At 63.9% G+C, this 26,048-nt stretch carries 22 protein-coding genes and 1 tRNA gene; 9 read left to right on the top strand and 14 right to left on the bottom strand.

Annotation, left to right across the window (positions count from 1 at the left end):
• Positions 1-174: 174 nt before the first annotated feature.
• The 5 genes from P9220_RS14925 to P9220_RS14905 all read left to right on the top strand — a co-directional run bounded on the left by P9220_RS14925 (position 175) and on the right by P9220_RS14905 (position 4,147).
• Positions 175-1,089, top strand: coding sequence for a PD-(D/E)XK nuclease-like domain-containing protein (locus tag P9220_RS14925; RefSeq protein ID WP_309765775.1), 915 nt, complete (start codon positions 175-177; stop codon positions 1,087-1,089).
• Positions 1,082-2,164, top strand: coding sequence for a recombinase RecT (locus tag P9220_RS14920; protein ID WP_309765774.1), 1,083 nt, complete (start codon positions 1,082-1,084; stop codon positions 2,162-2,164). The genes P9220_RS14925 and P9220_RS14920 overlap by 8 nt, the downstream gene beginning before the upstream one ends.
• A gap of 19 nt (positions 2,165-2,183) precedes the next feature.
• Positions 2,184-2,507 (top strand): hypothetical protein, encoded by a 324-nt coding sequence (locus P9220_RS14915; protein WP_309765773.1) that lies wholly within the window; start codon positions 2,184-2,186, stop codon positions 2,505-2,507.
• Between the two features lie 189 nt (positions 2,508-2,696).
• On the top strand, positions 2,697-2,915 hold the full coding sequence (locus P9220_RS14910; protein WP_309765772.1) for an excisionase: 219 nt from the start codon (positions 2,697-2,699) through the stop codon (positions 2,913-2,915).
• On the top strand, positions 2,912-4,147 hold the full coding sequence (locus P9220_RS14905) for an Arm DNA-binding domain-containing protein (protein WP_309765771.1): 1,236 nt from the start codon (positions 2,912-2,914) through the stop codon (positions 4,145-4,147). Before P9220_RS14910 ends, P9220_RS14905 begins: the two co-directional genes overlap by 4 nt.
• A gap of 713 nt (positions 4,148-4,860) precedes the next feature.
• On the opposite strand, the gene P9220_RS14900 is transcribed toward P9220_RS14905, so the two are convergent.
• The 6 genes from P9220_RS14900 to P9220_RS14875 all read right to left on the bottom strand — a co-directional run bounded on the left by P9220_RS14900 (position 4,861) and on the right by P9220_RS14875 (position 12,902).
• Positions 4,861-6,024 carry an ATP-binding protein gene (locus P9220_RS14900; RefSeq protein ID WP_309765770.1) on the bottom strand — a complete coding sequence of 388 codons (1,164 nt, stop codon included), beginning with the start codon at positions 6,022-6,024 and terminating at the stop codon, positions 4,861-4,863.
• Positions 6,025-6,343: 319 nt separating this feature from the next.
• Positions 6,344-6,420 (bottom strand) — tRNA-Ile (locus tag P9220_RS14895).
• Between the two features lie 163 nt (positions 6,421-6,583).
• Positions 6,584-8,638, bottom strand: a complete 2,055-nt coding sequence (rpoD, locus tag P9220_RS14890) for an RNA polymerase sigma factor RpoD (RefSeq protein ID WP_309765769.1) — start codon at positions 8,636-8,638, stop codon at positions 6,584-6,586.
• Positions 8,639-9,064: 426 nt separating this feature from the next.
• On the bottom strand, positions 9,065-10,948 hold the full coding sequence (dnaG, locus tag P9220_RS14885) for a DNA primase (RefSeq protein WP_309765767.1): 1,884 nt from the start codon (positions 10,946-10,948) through the stop codon (positions 9,065-9,067).
• A 21-nt stretch (positions 10,949-10,969) separates the two neighbouring features.
• Positions 10,970-11,416, bottom strand: coding sequence for a GatB/YqeY domain-containing protein (locus P9220_RS14880; protein WP_309765766.1), 447 nt, complete (start codon positions 11,414-11,416; stop codon positions 10,970-10,972).
• Positions 11,417-11,675: 259 nt separating this feature from the next.
• Positions 11,676-12,902: an NAD(P)/FAD-dependent oxidoreductase gene (locus tag P9220_RS14875; protein ID WP_309765765.1), complete on the bottom strand. Its 1,227-nt coding sequence runs from the start codon at positions 12,900-12,902 to the stop codon at positions 11,676-11,678.
• A gap of 60 nt (positions 12,903-12,962) precedes the next feature.
• Between P9220_RS14875 and tsaD the strand changes: the two genes are divergently transcribed.
• On the top strand, positions 12,963-13,991 hold the full coding sequence (tsaD, locus tag P9220_RS14870) for a tRNA (adenosine(37)-N6)-threonylcarbamoyltransferase complex transferase subunit TsaD (RefSeq protein ID WP_309765764.1): 1,029 nt from the start codon (positions 12,963-12,965) through the stop codon (positions 13,989-13,991).
• On the opposite strand, the gene P9220_RS14865 is transcribed toward tsaD, so the two are convergent.
• Positions 13,988-14,620: a glutathione S-transferase family protein gene (locus tag P9220_RS14865; RefSeq protein WP_309765763.1), complete on the bottom strand. Its 633-nt coding sequence runs from the start codon at positions 14,618-14,620 to the stop codon at positions 13,988-13,990. The two genes, tsaD and P9220_RS14865, sit on opposite strands and share 4 nt — an antisense overlap.
• A gap of 30 nt (positions 14,621-14,650) precedes the next feature.
• Positions 14,651-15,877: an MFS transporter gene (locus P9220_RS14860; protein ID WP_309765762.1), complete on the bottom strand. Its 1,227-nt coding sequence runs from the start codon at positions 15,875-15,877 to the stop codon at positions 14,651-14,653.
• A gap of 103 nt (positions 15,878-15,980) precedes the next feature.
• On the opposite strand from P9220_RS14860, the gene P9220_RS14855 reads away from it, so the two are divergent.
• Positions 15,981-16,877 (top strand): LysR substrate-binding domain-containing protein, encoded by an 897-nt coding sequence (locus P9220_RS14855; RefSeq protein WP_309765761.1) that lies wholly within the window; start codon positions 15,981-15,983, stop codon positions 16,875-16,877.
• A 50-nt stretch (positions 16,878-16,927) separates the two neighbouring features.
• Here P9220_RS14855 and folE2 read toward each other — a convergent pair whose 3' ends face one another.
• From folE2 to P9220_RS14835, 4 genes are all read right to left on the bottom strand, one after another.
• Positions 16,928-17,725, bottom strand: coding sequence for a GTP cyclohydrolase FolE2 (gene folE2 / locus P9220_RS14850; protein ID WP_309765760.1), 798 nt, complete (start codon positions 17,723-17,725; stop codon positions 16,928-16,930).
• Between the two features lie 153 nt (positions 17,726-17,878).
• The gene (gene dxs / locus P9220_RS14845) at positions 17,879-19,789 is read right to left on the bottom strand and encodes a 1-deoxy-D-xylulose-5-phosphate synthase (RefSeq protein ID WP_309766763.1); all 1,911 of its coding nucleotides are present in this window, start codon (positions 19,787-19,789) and stop codon (positions 17,879-17,881) included.
• A 79-nt stretch (positions 19,790-19,868) separates the two neighbouring features.
• On the bottom strand, positions 19,869-20,756 hold the full coding sequence (locus P9220_RS14840) for a farnesyl diphosphate synthase (protein WP_309765759.1): 888 nt from the start codon (positions 20,754-20,756) through the stop codon (positions 19,869-19,871).
• Positions 20,753-21,109 carry an exodeoxyribonuclease VII small subunit gene (locus tag P9220_RS14835; protein ID WP_309765758.1) on the bottom strand — a complete coding sequence of 119 codons (357 nt, stop codon included), beginning with the start codon at positions 21,107-21,109 and terminating at the stop codon, positions 20,753-20,755. The genes P9220_RS14840 and P9220_RS14835 overlap by 4 nt, the downstream gene beginning before the upstream one ends.
• A 322-nt stretch (positions 21,110-21,431) precedes the next feature.
• On the opposite strand from P9220_RS14835, the gene P9220_RS14830 reads away from it, so the two are divergent.
• A complete protein-coding gene (locus tag P9220_RS14830; RefSeq protein WP_309765757.1) occupies positions 21,432-22,535 on the top strand; it encodes an aromatic ring-hydroxylating dioxygenase subunit alpha in 1,104 nt (367 codons plus the stop codon).
• A gap of 96 nt (positions 22,536-22,631) precedes the next feature.
• On the top strand, positions 22,632-23,501 hold the full coding sequence (locus P9220_RS14825) for a sulfurtransferase (RefSeq protein WP_309765756.1): 870 nt from the start codon (positions 22,632-22,634) through the stop codon (positions 23,499-23,501).
• 7 nt (positions 23,502-23,508) lie between these two features.
• Here P9220_RS14825 and P9220_RS14820 read toward each other — a convergent pair whose 3' ends face one another.
• Positions 23,509-24,381 carry a dienelactone hydrolase family protein gene (locus P9220_RS14820; protein WP_309765755.1) on the bottom strand — a complete coding sequence of 291 codons (873 nt, stop codon included), beginning with the start codon at positions 24,379-24,381 and terminating at the stop codon, positions 23,509-23,511.
• 220 nt (positions 24,382-24,601) lie between these two features.
• The gene (locus tag P9220_RS14815; RefSeq protein WP_309765754.1) at positions 24,602-25,975 is read right to left on the bottom strand and encodes an NAD(P)/FAD-dependent oxidoreductase; all 1,374 of its coding nucleotides are present in this window, start codon (positions 25,973-25,975) and stop codon (positions 24,602-24,604) included.
• Positions 25,976-26,048: the final 73 nt, after the last annotated feature.

Raw genomic sequence — 26,048 nt, 5'->3', positions numbered from 1 at the left:
TATCCGGCGCTTGAAATCGCCGCACCGCTTGTCTATCGTTCCTTCTCACGGCGCCCACTTGCCTTGTGAGAGCGGCGTCCCTCTCATCGAATACGGCGTTTCAATGACAACGCGGTTCACACGCCGACCTCTTGGAATGAATGACGTCATCCGGCACTCCGCACGGTGATTGAATTGATCGAATCCAACATTGAATTGGCTTCATCCGACCATCGAAGCGACGGCGCGTCGGTGGGCGGGTTAGTGAGCGCGTCAATGAGCGCGCCGGCCCGTCGCCTCGATGACCTGCCCGCCATCGATTATTACGCGCAGGAGGCTTTCAGCGCCTCGGGCATCTCCAAGCTGTTACGCTCGCCTGCCCACTACCACGTCTGGCGCACAGCGCCGCGCCCGCCCACGACTGGGATGGCCTTCGGCACCGTAGTGCATGCGCTGGTGCTCGAGCCTGACCGAGAACCGCCCATGGCGATCGCACCGGCGTGCGAGCGGCGTTCGAACGCCGACAAGGCGATATGGGCTGAGTTCGAAGCGAATCTCAATGGACGGGTGCCGCTTAAGCAGGAGGAGTTCGACCGCGCGCAGCGCGTGCGCGATGCGGTTTATGCCAATGCCGGCGCGCGGCTGCTGCTCGATAACATCGCCACCGAGGTGTCGATCTTCTGGCACGACGAAGCGTTCGATATCCCGTGCAAGGCGCGGCTCGATGCGCTACGCGCCGACTTTGGCGTCGTCGATCTGAAGACCACCACCGATGCGACGCCCGATGCTTTCTCACGCTCGATGGCGCACTTCTGCTATCACGCGCAGGCTGCGCACTATCGCAATGCGGTCCTGCATGCGCAACACGCCTCGCCGCCGTTCTTTGCCTGGATCGCAGTCGAAACCAAGGCACCCTTCGGTTGCTGCTGTTACGAGATCGATAGCGACGCACTGAAAGCCGGCCGCGACCTCGTTCACGCCGCCGCGCAAGTCTATGCGCAGGCCCGGCGTGAGCAGCGCTGGCCGGCCTATCCCGACACGATCCGGCTGCTCGGCCTGCCCGGATGGGCGAGACGCGCAAACGACGCACAAGGAGTCCATCGTGACTGATCCTCGCACCGATGAGGCGAGCACGCGCATCGCCATGTTCCGCCGCGACCTTGACTCGCCCGCGCAACGCGAGCAACTGCGCGTGGCTCTGCCCCGGCATATCGATCTGGACACTTTCTGCCGCGTCGTCATGACAGCGGTTCAGTCCAACGATGATCTGGCCAAGGCCTCGCCCCGGTCGCTACTGCGCGCGACCATGGAATGCGCCTCCGATGGCTTGTTGCCGGATGGGCGCGAAGGCGCCATCGTCGCCTACCGTTACCGCGAGACCAACAGCTACATCGCAAGCTGGCAACCAATGGTGTGGGGACTGGTGAAGCTCGTACGGCAGTCCGGCGAACTGACGGACCTCGGCGCGCATGTCGTGACGCTTGCTGATCGTTTCGACTACGTAGTCGATGAATACGGCGAGCACTCTCGGCATCACCCCGATTTTCAGCACCCCGAGGCGGCGCCGCTGCTGGTCTATGCCTACGCACGCACGCGTGACGACGGCCGCTACTTTGAGCCGATGCCGTGGTTCGAAGTCGAGAAATTCAGCGCACTCAGTCAGGCGCACGCCGAAGAAGCACCGTGGAAGCGTTGGCCGCAGGAGATGGCCAAAGTGCGCGTGATCCGGCGACTGTGCAAGCGCCTACCGATGTCCACCGACGCCCGCGCCGTGCTTGCGCGCGACGATGCCCGCGAAGCGCAGCGCTTTTCGCTCAAACCCGCGGACGAAGACCCGATCACCGCAATCGCGACGATGAACGCGGCGATCCGCGAGGCGGCGGCATCGGCCGTGCCGGCGCTCGACCGGCCGGCCGCTGCAGGCGACGCACAGGAAACAGACGGCGCATCGCGCGCAGCGAAAGCACCGCGCAGCGCCCGCGCAAGATTCGATGCGTCACCGCTTGGACTCACGTACGCGCAGATCGCCGAGCGCCTGAAACAAGCGAAGGACCGAGCTTCGCTCGCCGCCGCCGCAAAGCTGATCGACGCGCTCGCGGACTCTCGGCAACGCGAGGAGCTGCATGAGATGGCCGAGCACATTGATGGCGAACTGACCGAAAAGATGCAGCGCGGCGTCGACTGACCTAGCAGCGCCGGGTCGTGTGTCTGAACGTCTCATTCATGATACGGACTACGAATTGATACTGTACGGCGGCGCATTTTCACTTACTGGTATCGGACAAGCAATGACGAAATGCTTCATTCATGACAAGGACGTGCGCAAGCTGCTCGCGCGGCATCCCTCGCTCGAGGTGAGCCGCACTCACCATCACGTGCGCGTGCGGCATCGAGGCACTGGCGACTTCGTCATCGTCTCGGCGACCAGCTCCGACTGGCGCAGTCTGCGCAAGGTGCAACAGGACCTGAGACGACTCGAGGCCGGCGTCGGTTATTTGCAGCGCCGGCGTCGTCGGCGCGACCTTTAAGGCAAGAACAAAAGAGCCACACTCGCCCCGCAAGGCCGCATTCATGAGTGGCTGTCCGCCCAACACAACGGTACAGTCGTCGTGCGTTTCGACCCACACGGGGACGCACCGGACGCAGGATGAGCGGCTAGCTAAGCGTAGGTGAATGCGGCACTCATTCATTGCGGACCACCATTAGGACTACTCGTGATGAATACGACGTCATCGAAACGCACGTTGCCCACGCACTACGTCACCGTCTCTATCGCGGCCGCTATCACGGGCCTTACCGAGAAGGCGATTCGCCGCAAGATCGAAGACGGCAAGTGGGTCGAGGGACGGGAATATCGCCGCTCACCTGACAGCGGCATTTTTATTGATTTGAGAGCTTACGAGAAATGGGTAGAACGAGTGGCGGTGTCGAAGTGAGGGACAGCTCCATCCGCCTGAGCTTTACAGCGAACGGCGTGCGGTATCGGCGCACGCTGATGGTCAACGGCGCGGCTATGTTGCCGACGCCCGCAAACGTCAAATACGCCAACTGGCTGATCGCCGAGATCTCCGAACGCATCCGCGCAGGGTCCTTCAGTCTCACGCAGTATTTTCCGGAGGAAGAGACTCCGAGCGCAGCGGCAGAGGAGGTGCCCGCGAAGCGCCCGAAGAAGGTAGAGGCGGCTCCGAAGACGACCAAAGCGTCACGCGCGCGCGGCAGCGAGCTCACCGTCGAAGGTTGGCTCACCCAATGGCTCGACATGACGCGCATTGAAACCTCGACGCGCATTGGCTACGACGCGGCCGTCAAGTTCTGGTCGCGTTCGCCCTACGACAACCGGGGCCGGCCGATGGGCAGCCTTCCGCTGCGTAGTTTGAAGTTGTCGCACATCCTCACCGCCATCGCCAGCCGCCGCGAATTGTCGGGCAAGACGATCAACAACTATGTCTCCGTGTTGCGCCTCGCGCTCAGCATTGCCGTGGCCGACGAGTTGATGCCGACCAATATCGCCGAGTCGGTTTCGCGCGCCAAGCATCAGCGTCAGCCCACCGACCCGTTCTCGCGCGACGAGTCGGAAGCGATCATCGCCGAAGCCGCCAGAATGGACGAACAGATTCACAACTACGTCGAACTGTGGTTCTGGTCGGGGCTGCGCACGTCCGAGATCAACGGGCTGGAATGGCGCTATGTCGACCTCAAGGACAACACCATCGCTATCGAGCGGGTGCTAGTGGCGGGTGAGGAGAAGAACCGCACCAAGACGGCCGAGGCGCGGCTCGTGCGCCTGAACAGCCGCTCCCGCGCCGCCCTGCTGCGCCAGCGAGCCTTCACGCAAGTCGCGGGCGGGCGCCTGTTCCAGGATCCGCGCACTGGTAAGCCGTGGCACAGCGAGGAGGCGTTCCAGCGGGTCTACTGGGCGCCGATCCTCAAGCGTCTCGGCATCCGCTATCGCCGGCCATACAACATGCGCCATTCATACGCGACGAGCATGCTGATGGCCGGCATGACGCCGGCGTTCTGCGCACGGCAACTCGGCCACACGGTGGAGATGTTCCTCCGTACCTATGCGAAGTGGATTGACGGCAGTCAGAACGACCTGGAGATGGCGCGCCTGGAGAATGCGCTCACGGACCCGCTGACTTGCTTGCCTACCGCAACGCAGTCATAGGCTTCGCCGCGCAGGCTTATTAGACGCCCGTGTGCATCGCGCGGGTGAGTCAAAAGCAATGTCGGCGGCTAATGGGTACCTGAGGGCCAGCTCACTTCACCTCGGGCGGAATCCGACGCTTGAGTCTGACGAAAAATTCTCGGAGCTGCTGCTCCCAGCTTACGGCCGGTTTGGAAGGGCTTCGCTCGTCCGGTCAAGGTCGACAGTCCTCGCTCGGCTTATCGGCGCGATCACAAGTAGGCCCAGCAACGTTGACGCATGCATACACCAAACGTAACTTCGACAAGTCGCTCGCGATGGTTGGCGCAACATCTATTTCTCCGGCAGCCGTGGCGGCGTCAATTGACCGCCCAGCAAGCCCGGAGGCCATCGTTGCAAGCAGGCAGTAGCCGCTCGCCAACTTATTGACGGCTCACGCGTACAGATCGCTTATTGAGCCGTTGAACGACCGCTCCAAAACTGGGATCGAAGAGCAACCATTCTCACCGGTGACTTCAATTTATTTTTTTAGGAGAACCCATTCGGTCTTGTTGCCTTTTGGAATCATCTCTATGATTTTGTCGTCCCGCAGCTGTAAAACACGTTTTTCATCGCATTCTCAGATTTTATTCCCGTTAGCTCGCGCCCCTGCTTGTTGGTGATCTTTCCGTTTTTCGTAATGAAATCAATCACCAATTCCTCTGGCTTGGCAAGCGGAGTGTGCGGGATGGTTACTACGACCGTGTTTTGTACTTCATCGATTGTTGGATCTCTGAGTTTCCATTCTTCATTTTTTGAAAGGCTGTATTCAGTCCCTCGCCCATATCCTTGTTAGGCGGCGTCTTGTATCGCGATAACGTGCGGACAATTTGTTTGTTCCTTGAATATCGAACGTCAAGGATATTCTCAACTGTCACGAATCCAGGTAGGCGACCGGGACTTTGAACCTCAATCCGATTATCGAAGATACGAATGTGGACATCATCCGCGACTGAATAATCCCTGTGAATAATGGCATTGACGACGATCTCCCAGATCGCTTCAGGAGGGTAAGAAACTTTCTTCAGTCCATCAACCGTCCAAATGCTAATTTCGGACATTATCGCTGTTATTCGCGCCACGACGTTCTGTATGAGTTGGTTCGCTGGTCCTTCCAACGCATCCGAAAATGCGAGGTGATCTCTTTCGGGATCATCCTCTTTGGTTTCGTAGCGCGTAATTCTGACGCCTGCTCGGGTGGGTATCACGGCTGATGGGCTGGGCGCGAACAAGACAAGGCCACAAACCTTTGGATCCCAAGTCTTCAGGTCGATTAGGTTTTCGTTAACAGTGAAATTTAACGCGTCCGTTCTGGGAGAAAAATCGACCAGGAAAGAGCGAAGCTCTTCTGACTCAACGATCATCTCGGCCGGCACATTGGCCACAGCATTGTCTTCGAAAGATGCGAGGCCTTTTGCGAACTTCAACGCGACCAGATGATCGGCGTTCTTAAGTGGCAGCGACTGCGCCCCCTTTCTGAGGTACACGTCCTTCGAGGAAGTTTGATGAACCTGGGGGCTTTTGTCGATGCGCATTGACAGCACATAGCCGGGAAGATCCTTCGCCACAAGAAACTCCATGGACGAGGGCACCTGAGGAAAAACCTCATGCAGTGCCTGAAGGTGGCCATTGAACTCCTCAATTGAGGGAAGACCATGCCAACGCTTCTCGGGGGACTCGTCTGCCTTGTCATCCTCGATACCTATCAGTACGTCTCCCCCGTCTGCATTTGCGAGCGCAACTACGATCTTCTGAAGCGACGCGCCGGAAAGCCTAGCGGACTTCTTATCGAAGAAATGGCTTTCCGGGCGAGAAATCAACGCAATCGCTTCTTCCTTGTTCAAGGCACGAGTAAGCACCAACGGTCTCCGAGCATCTATAACACTGTCATCGTATCAGGAGTGAGACGCCTGGGAACTCGGAACGTCGCTTTGCCCGTGCGTCCTGGCAAGAAACGTCGACGGAATCATTCGGGGTCACCGCAATGGATCGTCAACGGTCCTCGAGCTGGTCCAAAGTCCTGCGGCCGCGCAAACGAGATTCGCTGTGAGGACTTAGTATGAAGCCCCTAGTGGGTACATGACCCACATCGTCCCCGGAATTGTCCCCGGAGTGTCCCTGAGGCGGAACTGGTGGGACGCAAAAGACGCTAAGCCTTTGATAAAACGAATAAAGAGATGGTGGGCCGGGTGGGACTCGAACCCACTGTCGGTCGATTATGAGTCGACAGCTTATACCAGTTAAGCTTCCGGCCCTGAGACAGCGCGACGTGCGCCAGAAAAGCGCAACGGGAACTCAAGACAAAAAAGAAAGCGCCTCAACGGCGCTTTCCGATACTCCAGAACGATGCGCAAGGCGACTCTCGAAGGTCTGCGAGTTTGCCTTACAACGCATCCCAATACAAGCCCGCGGAGCGCATCAACTCCCTTCGAGGAACGATTTGAGCTTGTCCGACCGGCTCGGATGACGCAGCTTGCGCAACGCCTTCGCTTCAATCTGCCGGATCCGCTCGCGCGTCACATCGAATTGCTTGCCCACTTCCTCCAGCGTGTGATCCGTGCTCATCTCGATGCCGAAGCGCATCCGCAACACCTTCGCCTCACGCGGCGTCAGCGAGTCGAGCACATCCTTCACGACATCACGCATGCTCGCATGCAATGCCGCATCCGCCGGCGCAACCGTGTTGTTGTCCTCGATGAAATCGCCGAGATGCGAATCGTCGTCGTCGCCGATCGGCGTCTCCATCGAAATCGGCTCCTTCGCAATCTTCATGATCTTGCGGATCTTGTCTTCCGGCATCTCCATCTTCTCGGCAAGCGTGGCCGGATCCGGCTCAAGTCCGGTCTCCTGCAGAATCTGCCGCGAAATCCGGTTCATCTTGTTGATCGTCTCGATCATGTGAACCGGAATTCGGATGGTGCGCGCCTGATCCGCAATCGATCGCGTAATGGCCTGCCGAATCCACCACGTCGCGTACGTCGAAAACTTGTACCCGCGACGATACTCGAACTTGTCCACCGCCTTCATCAGGCCGATATTGCCTTCCTGAATCAGATCCAGAAACTGCAAGCCGCGATTCGTGTACTTCTTCGCAATCGAAATCACGAGACGCAAGTTCGCCTCGGTCATCTCGCGCTTCGCCTGCCGCGCCTTCAGCTCGCCCGCCGCCATCTGGCGGTTCGTTTCCTTCAGGTCCTTCAGCGGCAGCACCACGCGCGCCTGAAGGTCCAGCAGACGCTGCTGCTGCTCGCGGATGGCCGGGATATTCCGCTCGAGCACGGCGCTATACCCATGCCCTTCGGCGACGACCTTATCGGCCCAGTCGAGATCCGTCTCGTTGCCCGGAAAACGCGCGATGAACTCGGCCCGCGGCATGCCGCACTTGTCGACGACCGTGTGCAGAATCTGCCGCTCCACCTGACGCACTTCGTCGACCTGCGCGCGCAGCGTGTCGCACAGGCGCTCGACAGTGCGCGCGGTGAAGCGTATCGACATCAGCTCAGTCTGGATCGCTTCCTGCGCCTTCAGATAGGCCTTCGACTTGTAGCCTTCCTTCTCGTACGCGCGGCGCATCTTGTCGAACCACTCGCTGATCAGCGAAAACTTCTCGAGCGACTGGCGCTTGAGCGCCTCGAGTTGCGCGGCGTTCGCGCTCGCTTGCGCGGCGCCGTCGTCCTCTTCCTCTTCTTCGTCGCTTTCCTCGTCCGTTTCCTCTTCCTCGGATTCGATCGCCTCCGCTTCCTGCTCGGAAAAGCCGTCGGTGTCTTCCGCGTTCGGATCGATCAGGCCGTCGACGAGTTCGTCCACGCGCGTTTCCTCGTTCTGCACGCGCTCGGCCATCGCGAGAATGTCGGCGATGGTCGTCGGGCAGGCGGAAATCGCCATGACCATGTGCTTAAGGCCGTCCTCGATGCGCTTGGCGATCTCGATTTCGCCCTCACGCGTCAGCAGCTCGACCGTGCCCATCTCGCGCATGTACATGCGCACGGGATCGGTCGTGCGGCCGAATTCGGAATCCACAGTGGATAGCGCGACTTCCGCCTCTTCCTCGACTTCATCGTCGGAGGAAGCGTTCGGCGCATTGTCGTTCAGGAGCAGCGTCTCGGCATCGGGCGCCTGTTCGTACACCGCCACGCCCATGTCGTTGAACGTGCTGATGATGCCTTCGATCGCCTCCGTCTCCGTGAAGTTGTCCGGAAGGTGATCGTTGATCTCGGCGTACGTGAGAAAGCCGCGCTCCTTGCCCAGCTTGATGAGCGCGCGCAGCTTGGAGCGGCGCTCCTCGAGCTCTTCAACCGTGCCGGGCGCGCTCGACGCGAACGCGTCTTTCAGCAGCGCCTTCTCCTTCGCGCGACGGTCGCGAGCCCTGACCTTCTCGACCTTCGCCGCAGGTGCGGCAGCCGGCTCGGCGTTTTGCGTTGCGTCGTCTTCGACGGGTACATCGTTCAGCTTTTTCGTCATGGAGTTCGCCATACAGGCTCTAGTCTCGACTCGCGGCTGCCGGACGGCAACCGATTGAACCGTGAATACCCAATGCGCACGCCGCTTCCTGCTGACCTGCCGCGTGCCCCTGCCCGGAGCCCTATCGCGGTTCGAACGCACTGCGCCCGATCGTGAATCGCTCTACCCGCAATAGCAGCCGCTTCCCTTGCGCCCGTCTGTTCGTCGGCGTGCTTACCCGCCGTTCTCGCGTGTCCCGGCGCGCTTTCGCGGCGCCCTCACCGCACTCGCCGCTACCACGTTCGCTTCGACAGCCGATTCAACCAGCGCCTTGCTGCAACCTACCCGACCTTCCCGACTGACTTCGTCACACGTCGCTCATTGGCCCCGCCGACCTAGCCCGAACCGGCAAAATAGTCGACTGAAAACAACGAATTTTGAACTTTTTATTATAGCATTTCACCTTTCTGCATCCGGGCTGACGGCCCTGCCCGCCTTGATCTGCGCGACTTTCGCCGACAAATCTGAAAACTCTGCGACCTCTTCCGCCGACAAGCTCGATTGCCTCGCCAGTTGATCCAGCCGCGCCCGATACGTGTCGTGCCGCAGCTTGACCACCGTCGCCTGCAGTTCCTCCGCTAACAGACGCCTCTGCTCCTCCACGCGCTGCGCCGCGCCCTCGTCCGATGGATCGCGCAGCAGCAGATCTCGCACGTTTTCATCATAGGCGAGAATTTCCTGGAAGATATCCTCGTAGGTTGGCGCATTAGCAGCATTTCTCAAGACATCCGACAGCATCTGGAACTCCGCCGCGACGCCCAGTTCGCGCGCGTGACCGATCACCTCGCTGAACAGTTCGCCGTGCTCGGTCATGGTCACGAGCGTGCGTTCGCTCTCGCCATCGAGCGATACCGCGATGCCCGGATACATCACCAGATTGCGCAGCGCCCGCTGTTCCTGGCCGGTCACGCGTCGGCGCTCGCTTTTCGGCACCGACGCGCGGGCCACGGCGGCCGCGCGCGAATCGATATCGCACAGCGCTGCAATTTCCGTGAACGGCGTGTCGAGCCGGTCCGCGAGCATATGCAGGATCTGCACCCGGAGCGCGTTGGCGGGCAGCGCCTGCAGAAGCGGCTTCGCGTCGAAGAGCGCCTTTGCGCGGCCCTCGGGCTGCTCCAGTTCCTTGTCGTTCAACACCTCGTTAAGCAGGAATTGCGACAACGGCATCGCGCGATCCACCTGCTCGCCGAAGCCGTCCGTGCCGAACTCGCGGACATAGCTGTCCGGGTCGTGCTCCTTCGGCAGAAAGAGGAACTTGATCGTGCGGTTGTCCGCGGCGTGCGGCAGCGCCGCTTCCAGCGCGCGACGCGCCGCGCGGCGGCCGGCCGAGTCGCCGTCGAAGCTGAACACGACGGTGTCCGTCTGCCGGAAAAGCTTTTGCACGTGGACCGGCGTGCAGGCGGTGCCGAGCGTCGCCACGGCGTTCGCGAAGCCCAGCTGCGCGAGCGCGACGACATCCATATACCCTTCGACGACGAGCGCGTAACCCAACTCGCGGATCGCGAGCCGCGCTTCGAATAGTCCGTAAAGCTCGCTGCCCTTGCTGAACAAGGGCGTCTCCGGCGAATTCAAGTATTTCGGTTCGCCGCCGTCGAGCACGCGTCCGCCGAAACCGATGACATTGCCCTTCACATTGCGGATGGGGAACATCACGCGTTCCCGGAAGCGGTCGTAGCGGCGCGCCTGGCCTTGCCCGTCCGTCTTCTCGCTGACGATCACGAGCCCTGCTTCGACGAGATTGTCGTTGCGATAGTCGGGAAACGCGGCTTCCAGGTTCTGCCAGCCGTCGGGCGCGTAGCCGAGGCCGAAGCGCGCGGCGACTTCGCCCGTGAGGCCGCGCTTCTTTAGATACGCGATCGCGTTCGGCGCGGCGCGCAACTGCTTCCGATAGAAGTCGCAGGCGGTCTGCATGACGTCGGTCAACGCGGTACTGACCGCCTTGCTCGGCGCGCTGTCGCCGCCGCCCGGTCCGCCACGGAACGAATTCGAAGGATCTTGGGGTACGGTCAGCCCCGCGCCTTGCGCAAGATCCTTGACCGCCTCGGGGAACGTTAGCCCCGTGTGCTCCATCAGGAAGCCGATCGCCGTGCCGTGCGCCCCGCAGCCGAAGCAGTGATAGAACTGCTTGGTCGGGCTGACCGTGAACGACGGGCTTTTCTCGTTATGGAACGGGCAAAGACCCATGAAGTTCGCGCCGCCCTTTTTCAGTTGGACGTAGCGGCCCACCACGTCGACGATATCGACGCGGTTGAGCAAATCCTGCAGAAATGCGTGCGGAATCACCGGTGGTCGGCGCGGCGTGCGTTACTTGACGAGCGCGGCTTTGACTTGCGCGGATACCGCCGTCATGTCCGCCTTGCCCGCGAGCTTCGGCTTCAGCACGCCCATCACCTTGCCCATGTCCTGCGGACCGGCCGCGCCCGTCGCGGCGATCGCGGCCTGAATTTCGGCGGCGATGGCGTCGGCGGAAAGCTGCTCGGGCATGTACGCGGACAGAATGGCCAGTTCGGCCTTTTCCTTGTCGGCGAGATCGGTGCGGCCCGCGGATTCGAACTGGCTGATCGAGTCCTTGCGCTGCTTGATCATCTTGTCGACGACAGCGGTCACGGCGGCATCGTCGAGCGTCACGCGATCGTCGACTTCACGCTGCTTGATCGCCGCGAGCAGGAGGCGAATCGTGCCGAGGCGCTCGGTTTCGCGCGCGCGCATGGCAGTCTTCATGTCGTCGTTGATCTGGTCTTTGAGGCTCATCGTTCACCCGGTGCAATTGCGAAATGGAAAATCCCGACCGACGTTCGACCGCGCCGCGAAAGCAAAAACCCGCTTGGGAGCGCCTCCTCAAGCGGGACTGTAGCGAGTCGATGGAAGCCTCGAGCGATATGCGCGCCGCCGTAACGCCAGTCAGGGCGAAGGAGCAGCGCAAAGGCGCGCAAGGAATCCTCCGATGACCGTCCGAGTATAGCAAACGGGTCCGTCTTTCGAGGCCGGAGAAACGCCGTCCCGCGCGCCCTCAGGCCACCCTGGCGATGCCGTGCGCGTACTCGGCCGCAGCCTTGCCCGCCGCGAAGCCCGAGGCCCACGCCCACTGAAAGTTGTAGCCGCCGAGCCAGCCGGTGACGTCCACCGCCTCGCCGACGAAGTACAGTCCCGCGACGCGCTCGCTCATCATCGTGGCCGACGATAGCTCGCGCGTATCGACGCCGCCGCGCGTGACTTCGGCCTTGCGATATCCCTCCGTGCCGCTCGGCGTGAGCGACCAGTCGGACAGCGACGCGCCGATCGCTTTCAGCGTGCGGTCGGGGAGATCGGCGAGGCGCGCATCGACGCTTACGCGCTGCGCATCGAGCCAGGCATGCGCGAGCCGCGCGGGCAGATGCTCGGTCAGAAAATTGCCGATCTGCTTCTTCGATCCTGCTTTCGCGTCCAGCAGAAGTTCGGTCGCGTCCAGTTCCGGCAGCAGATCGACGTGAATCGATTCGGACGTATTCCAGTAGCTCGAGATTTGCAGCACGCCCGGCCCCGACAGCCCGCGATGCGTGAGCAGCAAGTCCTCGTCGAACTCGCCGCGCGTCTTGCCCTTGCCGGCGCTGATGCGAACCGGCAGCGACAGTCCGGACAATGCGGCGAACGGCGTCCAGTCGGCGGAAGTGAAGGTGAGCGGCACGAGCGCGGGGCGCGTATCGATGAGTTTGTGCCCGAACTGCTTCGCCACGCGATAGCCGAAGTCCGTGGCGCCGATCTTCGGGATGGAGAGTCCGCCCGTCGCGATGACGAGCGCCGCCGCGCTGATCGCGCCGGCGGTCGTATCGAGCGTGAAGCGCGCGCCGTCCTGGCGGATTGCATGCACGCTCACCGGCCGCCGCCACGCGACGCCGCCCGCATCGCACTCGCTGCGCAGGACATCGATGATCGTCTCGCTCGAATCGTCGCAAAAGAGCTGGCCTTTGTGCTTCTCGTGCCACTTCACGCGGTATTGCTTGAGAAGCGCGAGAAAGTCGCGCGGGGTGTAGCGAGCGAGCGCCGAGCGGCAGAAATGCGGATTCGCCGACAGGAAGTTCGCCGGTTGCGCGTTGATGTTGGTGAAGTTGCAGCGGCCGCCGCCCGAGATGCGGATTTTTTCCGCGAGGCGTTCCGCGTGGTCGATGAGCACGACGCGCCGGCCCGCCTGAGCCGCGACGGCCGCGCACATCATGCCGGCCGCGCCCGCGCCGATGACGGCGATATCGAAGGATTCCATGCCGCGCATTGTAACTGGGGCCGCTGGTATACTTTCCCGTTACCCTCCGACGCCTTCATCATGCTCGTTCTCGGCATCGAAAGTTCCTGCGACGAAACCGGCCTCGCGCTCTATGACACGGAGCGCGGCCTGCTTTCGCACGCCCTTCATTCGCAGATCGCGATGCATCGCGAGTACGGCGGCGTCGTGCCGGAACTGGCGTCGCGGGATCACATCCGCCGGGCGCTGCCGCTTCTCGAACAGGTGATGGCGGAGGCGAAGGCGGAGCGCGCCGCCATCGACGCCATCGCGTTCACGCAAGGGCCGGGGCTCGCGGGCGCGCTGCTCGTCGGCGCGAGCATCGCCAATGCGCTGGCGATGGCGTGGGACAAGCCGACGGTCGGCATCCATCATCTCGAAGGACACTTGCTGTCGCCGCTGCTCGTCGATGCACCGCCGCCCTTTCCGTTCGTCGCGCTGCTCGTGTCGGGCGGGCATACGCAGTTAATGCGCGTCACGGATGTCGGCGTCTACGAGACGCTCGGCGAAACGCTCGACGATGCCGCCGGCGAAGCCTTCGACAAGACCGCGAAGCTGCTCGGCCTCGGCTATCCGGGCGGGCCGGAAGTCTCGCGGCTCGCCGAATTCGGCACGCCGGGCGCGGTCGCGCTGCCGCGTCCGATGCTGCACTCCGGCGATCTCGATTTCAGCTTCAGCGGCCTGAAAACCGCCGTGCTGACCCAGAGCCGCAAGCTCGGCGCGAACGTCTGTGAACAGGCGAAAGCGGATCTGGCGCGCGGTTTTGTCGATGCCGCCGTCGATGTGCTCGTCGCGAAGTCGCTCGCGGCGCTCAGGAAGACGGGACTGAAGCGCCTCGTGGTCGCGGGCGGCGTCGGCGCGAACCGGCAGTTGCGTGAGGCGCTGTCGGCGGCGGCGAAGAAGCGGCGCTTCGACGTCCACTATCCCGATTTGTCGCTTTGCACCGACAACGGCGCGATGATCGCGCTCGCCGGCGCGCTGCGGCTCACGCGCTGGCCCGACCAGGCCGTGCGCGACTACGCATTCACCGTGAAGCCGCGCTGGGACCTGACCTCGCTCGCGCGCGCCTAGTTCTTCCTCGGCGGGCTGAACGCCTGCACGACCGACTGAAACACATCGAGCGCCTCGCATCGATCGCCGTGCGCGGTCAAGGCAGGCCATCGCGCGCCCGCGAAAACCGGCGCATGCGCCTCGCGGGCGAAGCGCAGCGCGCACGCCACGGCGATGTCCGCGTGACCGATCGCATCGCCGAACCAGAAAGGCGTCGGGCGCGCGGCGCGGTCGGCTTCGAGCGCATCGAGCACGCGCTCGACCTGGCGCCTGCAGCGATCCACCCACGCCTGCGATTCCTGCTCATGCAGCACCCGCTCGTAGACGAGCGCGACGGCTTTGTCGGCGAGTCCCGTCGCCAGTGCGCAAACCTTGAGGGCTTCACGCCGCGCCGCGCCGTGCGATGCGATCAACGCCCGCGTTGCGCCCGCCTCGTCGTCGAGGTAGTCGAGGATCATCGCGCTTTCGATCAGCACGTCGCCGGAATCGAGCACGAGCGTCGGCACGCGGATCAGCGGGTTGATCGGCGCGATCTTGTCGGCATCGCCGAAGACGGACCACGGGCGATGCTCGTACGCAATGCCGTAGAGATGCAACGCGATGGCGACGCGCCGCACGAACGGGGAATCGTATTGGCCGATCAGAATCATTACGCGCTCCGTGTTGTCGGAGTCGGCAGTTTAAGGTCGCGCGGGCCTCGGAAACAATGGCAGCGCGAGCGTCGCGCAAGCGCCCGCCGCGAGCCACACGGCCGTCCAGGAGCCGGCGGCCAGCACGTGAGGAATCGCGAGCGGCGTCAAGAAGAGGCCGACGTACACGGCGGTGTTCGTCATCCCGAGCGCGGTTCCGGCGCGCGCGGTGCCCGCGAGCGTCGCCAGCTCGGTGTACGCAACCCCATGCCATGCCGATATCGAAACGCCCGCGAAGACGATCATCGCCGCGAGCACGACGGGCGCGCGGGCTGCGCCGGATGCCGTCGCCGCCGCGAGCGCCCCGAACGACGCGACCGCGATCCACGTCGATACGCGCAAATATCCGCGACGATTCCCATGCCGGTCCGTGTAACGGCCGCTCCACACGCGCATGACCATCGCGCCGAGCTGGAGCGCGCCCATCGTCGCACTGATCGACGTGACGCCGAAGCGGCCGGCATCGTGCAGAAAGACAGCGGCGAAGGTCAGCACCGCGAATTGCGGCACGCACAGCACGCCGATGCCGAGCACCATGCGCCACACGAGCACGTCGCCGAGCGGCGCGGCGCGTTTCGGCTGCGACGGCTTCGCGTGCGGCGGCTCGCGCAGCCAGCGCCATGTGAACGCGCCGGCAACCGCGCACATCGCGGCCAGCGCGCCGAATACGGCGGAGAATCCGATCGACGACGCGAGCCACGGCAGCAACGCTGCGCCGATCCCGCCGCCGAGCGGCACGGCGGTCTGCCGGATGCTCATCGCGAGGCCGCGCTCGCCTTCCGCAAACCAGGCCATCACCGCGCGACCGCTCGCGCCGTTCACGCTGCCGCCGAACAGGCCCAGCGCGCACAGGCCGACCACGAGCCAAGCGAGCGACGGTGTTGCCGCGCTCGTCGAAGGCGCGACGAACACGCTCATCGCGGCGAGCGCGGCGGCGGTCGCAATCAGTCCGATCAGCAGGACGCGGCGATCGCCCCATCGATCGGTGAGCAGGCCCCACGGCAACTCCGATACCGCCGCGCCCAGCCCCAGCGCCCCCAGCGCGAGCCCCAGCTCGCCGTTGCTCAGGTGATAGCCGCTGCGCAACCAGACGGCGGTCGTCGGTATGCCGGCGACGGCGGCGGAAAAGCTCGCGTTCGCCGCCACGCCGACGCCGAGCACCTTCCAGCGATGCGCGCCGCCAGCCGCAGGCGCGGTTGAGTCGAAAGTCGTTGCCATGCCATGCCTCGTCATCGTTGACTGCGGCCAGTTTGACGGCTTAGGATCGTCCTGAAAATCAAATAGTTCTGGACGAATCATTCGATAAAACAGGATGGTTATCATGAATCAAACGACGTTCGACCTTGCCGTGCTTCGCAGCTTCGTCGCCGGCATGCAGCTGGGCAGTTTTGCGAAGGCGGCGGATCGCGTGGGCCGGTCGACGTCAGCGATCAGCGCGCAGCTTCGCAAGCTGGAGGAGCAGGCGGGCATCGAACTCTTTCGCAAGTCGGGGCGCGGGCTGGCGCTGACCGACGCGGGCGAGGTGATGCTCGGCTACGCGCGGCGCCTCGTCGAGCTGAACGACGAAGCGGCGGTGGCGGTGCGCGGCGTCGATCTCGAAGGATGGATTCGGCTCGGCCTTCAGGAGGACTTCGGCGAAGCCGTGCTGCCGGACGTGCTCGGCCGCTTCGCGCGGGCGCATCCGAAGGTGCGGATCGAAGCGCGCGTCGCGCGCAACACCGAACTGCTGGAACGGATCGATACCGGTCAGCTGGATCTCGCGCTCGTGTGGGGCATGGCGGGCGCAAAAGAATTCGAGCCGATCGCGGCGCCGCGCATGCGCTGGATCGGCTCGTCGTCGGTGCCTTTTCAACAGCACGCAAGCGAGCCGCTACCGCTCATCGCCTTCGACCGTCCGTGTGTCTTTCACAGCGCGGCGACGGCAGCGCTCGATCGCGCGGGAATCAAATGGCGCGTGGCATTCACGAGCCCGAGCCTCGCGGGGCTGTGGGCCGCGGCTGCAGCCGGGCTCGGCGTCACTGTGCGGACATGTTACGGGCTGCCGTCGACCGTGCGCGCGTTGGACGACGTCGAATCCGGCTTGCCGCCGCTGCCGTCGATTCCGCTCGCGTTGCATCGGGCGTCGGCGGGCGCATCGGCCCCGGTCGAGCGGCTCGCGTCGCTCGTCATCGATTCGGTGCGGGAAACGCATTCGGCAGCGGAACCGGCGTTTGCATGAAAAAACCGGTCGCGCGGACCGGTTCTTCGTTCAGCTGTCAGCGCAAACGCTTAGCGCTTGTCCCGCTCGATGACCGCATACGCGCTGTGATTGTGAATCGACTCGAAATTCTCCGCTTCCAGCACATACGCGACGATGCGATCGTCGGCATTCAGCCGCACCGCGATATCGCGCACGAGGTCTTCCACGAACTTGGGATTCTCATAAGCGCGCTCGGTCACGAACTTCTCGTCGGGGCGCTTCAGCAGGCCCCACAGTTCGCACGACGCCTCTTCTTCCGCAACGCGCACGAGTTCCTCTGCCGCGACATCGCCGGCCAGTTCGGCCGTGATCGTCACATGCGATCGCTGATTGTGCGCGCCGTACTGCGAGATCTTCTTCGAGCACGGGCACAGGCTCGTCACCGGCACGAGCACTTTCAGCGACAGACGCGTTTCGCCGTTGCGCTTCTCCGCGACGAAAGTCACTTCGTAATCGAGCAGGCTCTGCACGCCCGATATCGGCGCGGTCTTCATCACGAAATACGGCACGCTCACCTCGATACGGCCGGAGTGCGCTTCGAGCTTCGTAAGCATCGCGGCGAGCATGGTCTGCAGCGCGGCCTGATCGAGCGGCTCGCGATTCTCCTCGAGCAGCGCGACGAAGCGCGACATGTGCGTGCCCTTCTGATCGGCGGGCAGATGCACATCGAGGTTCCAAACGCCGACGCTCGGCTGCACGCCGCTCGCCGTGCGCACCGACAGCGGATGCCGCACGCCCTTGACGCCGACGCGCGCGATATCGATTTGACGCGTATCCGGCGTGCTTTGCACATCGGGCATGATGAAGGCGGGATTCATCTGATTCATTTGTTATGTCCTTTGCGCCGCGCGCGGAAAGACCGGGCGTTGAGCGGCGATAAACGATGAAACGCAAACGGCGCGGGGGAGAACCCGCGCCGCATGGCTGACCTTACGTCTGGCGCGCCGCTTCCCCGGGCCCGCCTGTCAGCCGAATTCGCGTCAGGCGACGCGCTTGGTCAGCTTGCCCGCGCTTTCGACGGCGCTCAGGAAACGCTCGCGGATCGAATGCGCGATACCGGCCGCGTCGAGGCCAACGCTCGCGAGCAGCCTCGCGGGATCGCCGTGATCGATGAACACATCCGGCAGGCCCAGTTGCAGCACCGGCTTGACGATGCCGCTCGCCAGCAGCGCTTCGACGCACGCCGAGCCCGCGCCGCCCATGATCGAGCCTTCCTCGATGGTCACGATGGCGTCGTGCGTCGCAGCGAGTTCGCGCAGCAGATCGGCATCGACCGGCTTCACGAAACGCATGTTGGCGACGGTCAGGTCGAGTTCGTCGGCGGCAGCGAGCGACGGCGCGACCATCGTGCCGAATGCGCAAATCGCGATGCGTTTGCCGGAGCCGAGTTTCTGCGACGATTCGCGGCGAATCTCGCCCTTGCCCACGGGAAGCGCGGTCATCTGCTTGACCGTGGCCACGCCCGTGCCCGCGCCGCGCGGATAGCGCACGGCAGTCGGATTCGATTGCTGCAGCGCGGTGTACAGCATCTGGCGGCATTCGTTCTCATCGGATGCGGCCATCACCGTCATGTTCGGAATGCAGCGCAGGAACGCGAGGTCGTAGTTTCCCGCGTGCGTTGCGCCGTCCGCGCCGACGAGACCCGCGCGGTCGATTGCGAAAACCACCGGCAGGTTCTGCAGCGCGACGTCGTGAATCAACTGGTCGTATGCGCGCTGGAGGAAGGTCGAATAAATGGCGACGACGGGCTTCATGCCGTCCGCCGCGAGACCACCCGCGAACGTGACCGCGTGCTGCTCGGCGATGCCGACGTCGAAGTACCGGTCCGGGAAGCGCTTCTCGAATTCGACCATGCCCGAGCCTTCGCGCATGGCGGGCGTGATGCCGACCACGCGCGAGTCTTGCGCGGCGGCGTCGCACAGCCATTCGCCGAACACCTGCGTGTAGGTCTTCTTCGACGGCGCGGTAGACGGCTTGATGCCCTCGGCCGGGTTGAACTTGCCGGGACCGTGATAGAGCACCGGATCGGCTTCGGCGAGCTTGTAGCCCTGGCCCTTCTTCGTGACGACGTGCAGGAATTGCGGGCCGCGCAGCTCCTTGATGTTCTGCAGCGTCGGGACGAGCGAGTCGAGATCGTGACCGTCGATAGGTCCGATGTAGTTGAAGCCGAACTCTTCGAACAGCGTCGCCGGCACGATCATGCCCTTCGCGTGCTCCTCGAGCTTGCGCGCAAGATCCAGCACCGGCGGGGCGGCGCGCAGCACGCGCTCGACGCCCGCGCGCGCGGCGGCGTAGAAACGGCCCGACATCAGGCGGGCGAGATGGCGATTCAGCGCACCGACCGGCGGGGAGATCGACATGTCGTTGTCGTTCAGGATGACGAGCAGCGGCAGGTCGTCGGCGACGCCCGCGTTGTTCATCGCCTCGAACGCCATGCCGGCCGTCATTGCGCCGTCGCCGATCACGGCGATCGAATAGCGGTTGTCGCCCTGCAGCTTGTTCGCGACCGCCATGCCGAGCGCCGCCGAAATCGACGTACTCGAGTGCGCCGTCCCGAAGGTGTCGTAAGCGGACTCGGCGCGGCGCGGGAAGCCGGAGATGCCGCCCAACTGGCGCAGGCCGGGCATCTGGTCGCGGCGGCCGGTCAGAATCTTGTGCGGATACGTCTGATGGCCGACGTCCCACACGATACGGTCGTTCGGCGTATCGAAGACATAGTGCAGCGCGATCGTCAGCTCGACCGTGCCCAGGTTGGACGACAGATGGCCGCCCGTCTGCGACACGCTGTCGAGCACGTAGGCCCGCAGTTCGTCGGCAAGCGGCTGCAGTTGGCGTCGATCGAGGGCGCGGAGGTCGGCCGGATCGTCGATGGATTTCAGCAAGTCGTACATCGTCGTCCCATTGTAGGAAAACTGGCGTGATTCGTTCAGCGCGATTGTTGCGCCGTGGGGTTCGTCACGCATTCAACATTCAATGCACCCGGTTCACAACCAGGTCAGCAAGTTCAGCAAGCCGCTGGCCGCGTGCGCCGAACGGCCGGATGGCGGCGTGCGCGTCGCGGCCGAGTTGCGCAGCGAGTTCGCGGGATGCGTCCAGTCCGATGATGGACACGTAAGTCGGTTTGTCGTGCTGGGCGTCCTTGCCCGCCGTCTTGCCGAGCGTGGCGGAGTCCGCGGTGACGTCGAGAATGTCGTCGACGACCTGGAACGCGAGGCCGACCGCGGCGGCGTACTGATCGAGCGCCGCGAGTGCTTCGGCGCCCGGCGGCCCGCCCGCCAGCGCGCCCATGCGCACCGAGGCGCGCAACAGCGCGCCCGTCTTCTTGCGATGCATCGTCTCGAGTTCGGGCCGCGACAGCTTGCGGCCGACGCTTTCGAGGTCGATCGCCTGCCCGCCCGCCATGCCGACCGAGCCGCTCGCAACCGCCAGTTCGCGCACGAGCGCGGCCTGCTGGCTATCGGAGAGACCGTTGCCTTCGGCCGTCAGCGCGACGAACGCCTGCGACTGCAGCGCATCGCCGACGAGCAGCGCCGTCGCTTCGTCATACTGGATGTGTACCGTGGGCTTGCCGCGGCGCAGGGCGTCGTCGTCCATGGCGGGCATGTCGTCGTGCACCAGCGAATAGACGTGGATCATTTCGAGCGCGGCGCTCGCGGCCTCGACCGCCTGCGCGCTCGCGCCGGTCAGTTCGCCGGCTGCGTGAACGAGCAGCGGGCGCACGCGCTTGCCGCCGCCGAGCACGGCGTAGCGCATGGCTTCATGGAGCCGCGCCGGAGCGATGTCCGTTCCGGGAAGGTAATGCTCGAGCGCGGTTTCGACGCGGTCGAGCGTGGCGCGCATCCATTGTTCGAAGGTCATAGGTCGTCCCCGTTGTCGGTGGCTGCGCCCGCGCCCTGAGTTGCGCCCTGAGTTGCGCCCTGACTCGCGCGCTGTACGTCGGCGGGCAGCGGCTTGAGCGTCTCGCCATCGAGCACGCGAACCTGCTGCTCCACTTTTTCGAGCTGCTGTTGGCAAAAGCCCACAAGCGTCGCGCCGCGACGGTACGCCGCAAGCGAATCCTCGAGGCTCAGCGCGCCCTCTTCCATGCGCGCCACGAGCGATTCGAGCTCGGCCAGCGCGGCTTCGTAATTTTCCGGAAGCGACGCGGCGTCCGCGCCCGGCGCGTTGCCGCCGGTTTCTTCGCCTGTTGCCTGGACTGCGGTCTTCGCCATGAATCGTGGATGTGCAGTTGAAAATTGGAACCAAGTCGCACATTCTACGGCAAAAGCCAAATTTTCGACCCGCACCCGGTACGTATGGCAGACGAGGGACCGCGCGAGCCGGCTTGTCGCCATCTGCCCGAAAACCGCATGAAACGGCGCACCCGCACCGGCGCGATAAACACGCGCTTAGCGGAACTCTCGTGACAATTTATACCCAAATCAAGACCTTATGCGCCCCGGCGTGGCGGATTTCGGTATAATCGCGGGCTCCCTAAATCGAATCTTCGATGGTTGGGTTGTTCACTGCTTTCACGTCTTAACGGGAGTGGGAATGTCCAATCTGAGCAATGCATTGCAGTTGAAGGCTGTTCATAGCCAACTGCCAGTCACGGCTTACTTTGACGAAGCGCTTCTTACGCGCGAACTCGACACACTTTTCAAGCAGGGTCCACGCTACGTCGGGCACGAACTCATGGTTCCCGAAGCGGGGAACTATTTCGCGCTTCCGGGCGAGGGCGAAGGGCGCGTGCTCGTGCGCAATCAGCAGCAAATCGAACTGCTGTCGAACGTGTGCCGCCATCGCCAGGCCATCATGCTCAACGGCCGCGGCACCGCGGACAACATCGTCTGCCCGCTGCACCGCTGGACCTACGATCTCAACGGGCAGTTGCTCGGTGCGCCGCACTTCGCGGACAAGCCCTGCCTCAATCTCGGCGCGACGCCGCTGCAGAACTGGCAAGGCCTGCTCTTCGAGGCAGAGGGCCGCAACGTCGCGGCCGATCTCGCGAAGCTCGGCACCGCGCGCCACTTCGACTTCTCGGGCTTCATGTTCGATCACGTCGAAGTGCACGAGTGCAATTACAACTGGAAGACTTTCATCGAGGTCTATCTGGAGGATTACCACGTCGCGCCGTTCCATCCGGGGCTGGGCAGCTTCGTGTCGTGCGACAACCTGGAATGGGAATTCGGCGACTGGTACAGCGTGCAGACGGTGGGCGTCCACAAGAATCTGGAAAAGCCCGGCAGCCCGACCTATCGGAAGTGGCACGACGAAGTCCTGCGCTTTCGCAACGGCGCGCCGCCGGAGTTCGGCGCCATCTGGATGGTGTACTACCCCGGCCTGATGATCGAGTGGTATCCGCACGTGCTCGTCGTGTCGTGGCTCATTCCGCGCGGCACGCAAAAGACGACGAACATCGTCGAGTTCTACTACCCCGAGGAAATCGCGCTGTTCGAGCGCGAGTTCATCGAGGCGGAACGTGCGGCGTACATGGAAACCGCGCGCGAAGACGATGAAATCGCCGAGCGCATGGATGCCGGCCGTCGGGCGCTGATGTCGCGCGGCGAGAACCAGGTCGGGCCGTATCAGAGTCCGATGGAATCCGGCATGCAGCATTTCCACGAGTTCCTGCGGCATCAGCTCGGCGCCATCTGAGCGCGCACTGGCAATTCGAAGAGACGGGCTTTCGGGCCCGTTTTTTCTTTTAGACTATCGGCTCTGCCCGCATTGCAAGCTGCTCGAGGAGCCGTCATGCCGCACACTCACTACACCACGCTCATCTCCGCGACGAATCTCGCCGAACGGCTCGATACGGCGCCCGGCAGCGTCGTCGTCTTCGATTGCCGGTTCGATCTGGCCGCGCCCGAAGCCGGAGAAGCCGCCTACGCCGCAGGCCACATTCCGGGCGCGCACTATTTGCATCTCGACCGCGATCTGTCCGGCGCGAAGACCGGCACGAACGGTCGTCATCCGTTGCCGGAGCGCGCGGCGCTCGTCGCGAAGCTCGCGAGTTTCGGGCTGAACGAAGGCCAGCAGGTCATCGCTTATGACGCGCAAGGCGGCATGTACGCGGCGCGTCTGTGGTGGCTGCTGCGCTGGCTCGGGCACGATTCCGTCGCGCTCGTCGATGGCGGCCTGCAGGCATGGGAAGCCGCCGGCAAGTCGCTCGACACCGCCGTGCCGCCGACATCGCCAGGCAGCTTCAAGGCCGCCGCGCCGCTCCAGGTAACCATCGATGCGCAAGCGATCGAGCGCAGCATCGGCACGCGCGATCATCTGCTGATCGATGCGCGCGCCGCAGACCGGTATCGCGGCGAGAACGAGACGATCGACCCCGTCGGCGGGCACATTCCCGGCGCGCTGAATCACTTCTTCAAAAACAATCTGACGCCGGAAGGGCGCTTCAAGACCGCGCACGAGTTGCGTGAAGCGTTCGCGTCGCTGATCGGCGCGACGCCGGTGGATCGCGTCGTTCTGCAGTGCGGCTCCGGCGTCACCGCGTGCCACAACGCGCTGGCGATGGAAGTGGCCGGCCTGCACGGCGCGGCGCTCTACCCCGGTTCGTGGAGCGAATGGAGCGCCGATCCGGGCCGCCCCGTCGCCACGGGCGCGAACCCTTGAGCCGTATTCAGACGCCGTGCTCGCGGAACCACGCGAGCGCGCGCTTCCAGCCGTCCTCGGCGTCGGCCTTGCGGTAGCTCGGACGATAGTCGGCGAAAAACGCGTGCGGGGCATCGTCATACACGACGAACTGTGAGCCGCGCCCTTTTTGCGGCGCGCTGGCGATGGCCTGCTTCATCTGTTCGATGCTGTCCTGCGGAATGCTCTGGTCCTGCCGCCCGTACAGGCCGAGCACCGGCACCTGCAAATTCCCCGCATTGTCGACCGGATTGCTCGGCGTCGTCGCCGTCTTGCTGCCGACGAGCCGCCCGTACCACGCGACCGCCGCCTTCACGTTCGGATTGTGCTCGGCGTAGAGCCACGTGATGCGCCCGCCCCAGCAGAAGCCGGTGATGCCCAGGCGTTTCGTATCGCCGCCGTGCTCGCCCGCCCATTTGACCATCTGGTCGATGTCGGAGAGCACTTGCGAGTCCGGCAGCTTCGAGACGATCTGATCGTTGATTTGCTGAATCGACGGCATGGACGCGGCGTCGCCCTGGCGCGTGAACAATTGCGGCGCGATGGCCAGATAGCCGAGCTTGGCGAAGCGGCGGCAGACATCGGCGATATGTTCGTGCACGCCGAAGATCTCGTGAATCACGATGATGACCGGCAGATGCGTCTTGCCCTTCGGCTGCGCGCGATACGCCGGCACCAGCGTGCCGTCCGCGCCGCGCACGCCGATGGAGCCGGCCTCGAGACCGTCGCTATCGGTATGGATGGTTTGCGCGGAGACCGGCAGGACGGCGGCGGCGAAGCCGGTGCCCAGCGCGGCCTTGAGGAAGCCGCGGCGATCGAACGGAACGTGCGGGATAAGGCTGTCGACTTCGGGAGTCAGCATGCGAAGCTCCTGCGGCAAGAGCCGCCAAGGCGCCGCCGATGCGGGCGTCGGCTGCATGGGGCCGAGTACCGTCGATGGCGCTGAACCGGAAACCGCGCTTCTCGTTGAGCATCATGCAGCGCGGCGCTGGACGACTGTCACGGGCGAATGCCGCACGCCCGGGCGCGCCGGATATAAGCGCGCCGCTCATTCTAAACAGCTTTGCCGTGCCGCTGCGCCGTCAGTGCAGCTTGACGCGGGGCGCGGTGGACCGGCGCAGCCAGTGCGCGACGGTATCGAGCATCATGCGCGCGTAGCCGTGCAGCGCCGCGATATGCAGCCGGTACAGCGACATATACATGAAGCGCGCGAAGAGTCCTTCGATCAGCATGTTGCCGCCGATCAGTCCGCCCATCAGATTGCCGACCGCGCTATACCGCCCGAGCGATACGAGCGAGCCGAAATCGCGATAGGTATATTCCGGCAGCGGCTTGCCCTGCATGCGCCGCTCGAACGCCGCAAACAAAAAGCTCGCTTGCTGATGCGCCGCCTGCGCACGCGGCGGCACGTTGCGTTCCGTGCCGGGCCAAGGACACGCGGCGCAATCGCCCAGGGCGAAGACGTTGTCGTCGATTTCCGTTTGCAGCGTGCGACGCACGATCAACTGGCCGAGGCGATTGGTCGGCAAGCCATCGAGTTGTGACAGCACCGCAGGCGCCTTGATGCCCGCCGCCCACACGGTCAGGTCCGCGCGAATGATCTTGCCGCTCGCCGTGCGGATCGAATCGCGCGTGACTTGCGCGACGGTTTCGCCCGTCATCAGCCGGACGCCGAGCTTGGTGAGCAGTTCGGCCGTCGCGCTCGACACGCTCTCCTTCAGCGCCGGCAGGATGCGCGGCCCCGCTTCGATCAGCACGATGCCGATATCGTTCTTTGGATCGAGCTTGTGCAGCCCGTAAGCGGCCAGCACTTGCGCGGTGTTGCGCAGTTCCGCCGACAATTCGACGCCCGTCGCGCCCGCGCCGACGATCGCCACCTGAATGCGCGGCGCGGCTTCGACGGCAGGCATCGGCGCCATTTCCCCGATGCCCGCCGCGACCGGCTCGGGCGCGACGTGCTCGGCCCGCATGCAGGCCGCGATCAGCCGCTTGCGAAAGAGTTCGGCCTGGCCGACGGTATCGAGCGCGATTGAAAACTGCTGCGCACCGTCGACGCCGAAAAAATGCGTGGTGCTGCCGATGGCGAGCACGAGCGTGTCGTACTCGAGCTCCCGCTCGGGCAGCAGTTCGCCTGCTTCGTCGTCGCGCAGCGCGCCGATCCTGATGCGCTTCTGCGCGCGATCCAGCCCGACGAGCTCGCCCTGCTGAAACTCGAAGCCGTGCCACAGCGCCTGCGCCGCATATTCGAGTTCCTGCGTGAACGGGTCCATGCTGCCTGCCGCGACTTCGTGCAGCAGCGGTTTCCAGATATGCGTCGGATTACGGTCGACGAGCGTGATCTGCGCGCGCGGCGCCCTGGTGTCCGGCCTGGCGTTGCTCGAACCGAAGCGGTCGCCGAGACGCGTCGCGAGTTCGAGACCGCCGGCTCCGCCGCCGACGATGATGAAGCGATGCATGGAGCTCTCCCTATGGCTTTGAATTCGAGTGCGTTCCCGCGCCAGTTTTCATTGTGCGTGAGCACGCAGCGCA

Source organism: Caballeronia sp. LZ016, assembly GCF_031450805.1.
In the GTDB taxonomy this organism is placed as follows: Bacteria; Pseudomonadota; Gammaproteobacteria; order Burkholderiales; family Burkholderiaceae; genus Caballeronia.
This window is presented reverse-complemented; position numbering and strand designations above follow the sequence as displayed.